The sequence below is a fragment of the Streptomyces graminilatus genome (assembly GCF_001418565.1).
GTDB lineage: Bacteria > Actinomycetota > Actinomycetes > Streptomycetales > Streptomycetaceae > Streptomyces > Streptomyces graminilatus.
The window spans coordinates 1-263 of the sequence record NZ_LIQQ01000823.1; the positions used below are offsets into that span (position 1 = coordinate 1).

At 77.9% G+C, this 263-nt stretch carries 1 pseudogene; it reads right to left on the reverse strand.

Annotation, left to right across the window (positions count from 1 at the left end):
- Positions 1-263 (reverse strand): annotated as a pseudogene (locus AOK08_RS46800) (LuxR family transcriptional regulator); the annotation flags it as partial.

Sequence of the window (263 nt, forward strand, 5' to 3'; positions counted from 1 at the left end):
GGGTGCGGGGGGCGCGGGGGGCGCGGTGTCCCGTGGCCGCAGGGCGAGTTGGATGGCCTGGGCCGGGCTGTCGTGGCGGCTGCCGTCCGCGAGAGCCTTCAGGTGGACCTCACGGCTCAGGGCACCGGCGACCGCCTCCGCGCACCGCACGTGGTGTTCGCCGAACTCGGGGCCGGGGGCGGTGCTGACGCTCCGGACCAGGGCGCTCACGGCGCCCAGCAGCAGCGCCGACCGTTCGTGGTCGCCGCGCGCGGCGGTGATCC